Raw genomic sequence first — 1,927 nt, 5'->3', positions numbered from 1 at the left:
AACCGCGCCAAATTCAATCGCCGACTCTGGTTTCCGCTGGATGAACATCGGGGGTCACAGCACCTCCCCTATGCGAAATCAAGGGATCGCACGACCCTGGGACAGGCCAATCGATAAATCCGTCGGATGGATTCCGCGCACCCTGCGGCCTAGGGTTGGCCGTGATTTTCATGCCAGCTCTGGCAGAACTTCACATAGTGGCGGGCCGGGGCCTTCGGCTCGATCTCGTTCTCGCCCAGCCAGGCGCGCCACTCGCTTTCGAGCATGTAGACATCCCAGCCCGGCGCAGCGGCCCGGGCGTCTTCGTAGGCCTCGGGATCAAGCCGGCCTGCCCAGGGCTCGGACGCCCTGATGAGCTTCATGGTGTTCCGGTTGCGGAACGTCACGAAATCGGCCTCCAGCGATATGGCGTAGTCTGGAATATGTGCATGCGCCGCATCCTCGGCGACGATGAGCGAAAGCAGGCGGCGGAACTCCTTGTCGGTCGAATAGGAGCCGGCTTTGGCCTTGAGCTTCTGGATGCCGATCTTCCACTCGGCCTGCAGTCCGCAATGCTTTCTGGCAATCTCGTATAGCCGCCGCTCCAACGGCTTGCGGAGCCGGAAGTAGTTGCGATGCAAGGTAAGGACTTCGCGGGCCTTGATGGCATTGAACACCCAGTCCGACAGGGTGATTTCAATGTCCTGCATCCGGCCGTCACGGGTCTGGCGAACGATGCGGAACCGATCGATCAGGCCGAACCCGTCCATGATTTCCACGTCACCGGTGGTCACGTTGGTCGTGATCCGGGTTCCGGACAGGCGCTCCAGTGCGGCACGGAGCTGCTCATAACCCCGCCCATCCCGGCCGCGGTTGGTCGCCGTAAGCAGGTCATAGGCCTTGAACCTGAGGGTAGGACGAATTTCGGATTCCTGACCGTCATTGATGGCCGCCATGACCTGGGAAATGCAGAAGATCAGGATGTCGCGATCATGGACCGTCGCCAGTCCCTTCACCGAAGGGATGACCTCGACGAAGTTCTTGCCGTTCTCGTACCGGCGCACGTTCAGGTCCGGCTTGGTCGAGATCGAGAAGACCGGATGCTCCATCGACGCCATGTCGCCCTTGGGAGCGGCATCGAAGATATCGCACACGAAGAAGTCGCCCTGTCGCATGCGATCAGGGAGGAGGGGCGACCGGTTTTTCGTGTTTTCACCCACCATGCCGGCACCTTTCGTGTTTTCACCCACCACGTCAAGGCGAACGTGTTTTCACCCACCGAGCTTCGTGCTTTTACACACCGGCCAACGTGTTATCACCCACCGGGGGTTGGAAAAAACGATGTCGTAGCAGTCGGTTAAGGACTGTTTTCGGAGGCTTAACACCTTATTAACACGATTCTAACACGAGGTGCCTGTGGATAAGTCGCAGGTGACGAGGCGTCAGCGAAGCCTTTCAGCGTCCAGCGTCCAGCTTTCCTCCCGTGCCTTGGTCCGCTGCTGCATCGTCTGTACCTTGTCCGGCTTATGATCCGCTAAGACGGCCTTCGCGGCCTTCGCCTTGAGAATGTGCAGAGAAGATTGCCCGTGAGATGGAGCGGGGTTGCTCGATCCCCGCCCCTGTCCGAGCTGAGCGGCGTCGTTCCGGGCGACATCAACGACGATATCTTCGTGCCGCAGATCGTGCTGAAGCTGGCGGATCTCGGCCCTCTTACCCTCCACGACCCGCGACAGATGATATGCGAGTTGCCATGTGACCCCGCATTTTCGTCTCTCAAGTCCTTGATCTGTCGTCGCAGCGCGACCTGTGCCCTCTCTCTCGAACAGATCAACCGCAGCTGCTCTGCGCGACTGGGTGTCACTCGCCCGCCTGCCGAACCCGCATTTTCGCGGTTCAACCCCAGCGCCGCTTCCGTCACCCTCTTGATCGTGCCTGTGCACCTGCGGCA

Annotated in this window: 2 protein-coding genes; both read right to left on the bottom strand. The window is 60.1% G+C overall.

The window, feature by feature from the left end:
* Positions 1–149 precede the first annotated feature (149 nt).
* Positions 150–1,202: a replication initiator protein A gene (locus tag ACFHYO_RS15945; RefSeq protein WP_394321710.1), complete on the bottom strand. Its 1,053-nt coding sequence runs from the start codon at positions 1,200–1,202 to the stop codon at positions 150–152.
* 219 nt (positions 1,203–1,421) lie between these two features.
* Positions 1,422–1,927, bottom strand: a 506-nt coding sequence (locus tag ACFHYO_RS15940; RefSeq protein ID WP_394321708.1) for a hypothetical protein, incomplete at its 5' end; no start/stop codon positions are given.

The organism is Paracoccus panacisoli, assembly GCF_042435015.1.
GTDB lineage: Bacteria > Pseudomonadota > Alphaproteobacteria > Rhodobacterales > Rhodobacteraceae > Paracoccus > Paracoccus panacisoli.
Note: the sequence above shows the minus strand (reverse complement) of the source record. Positions and strands in the feature narration are given on the sequence as shown.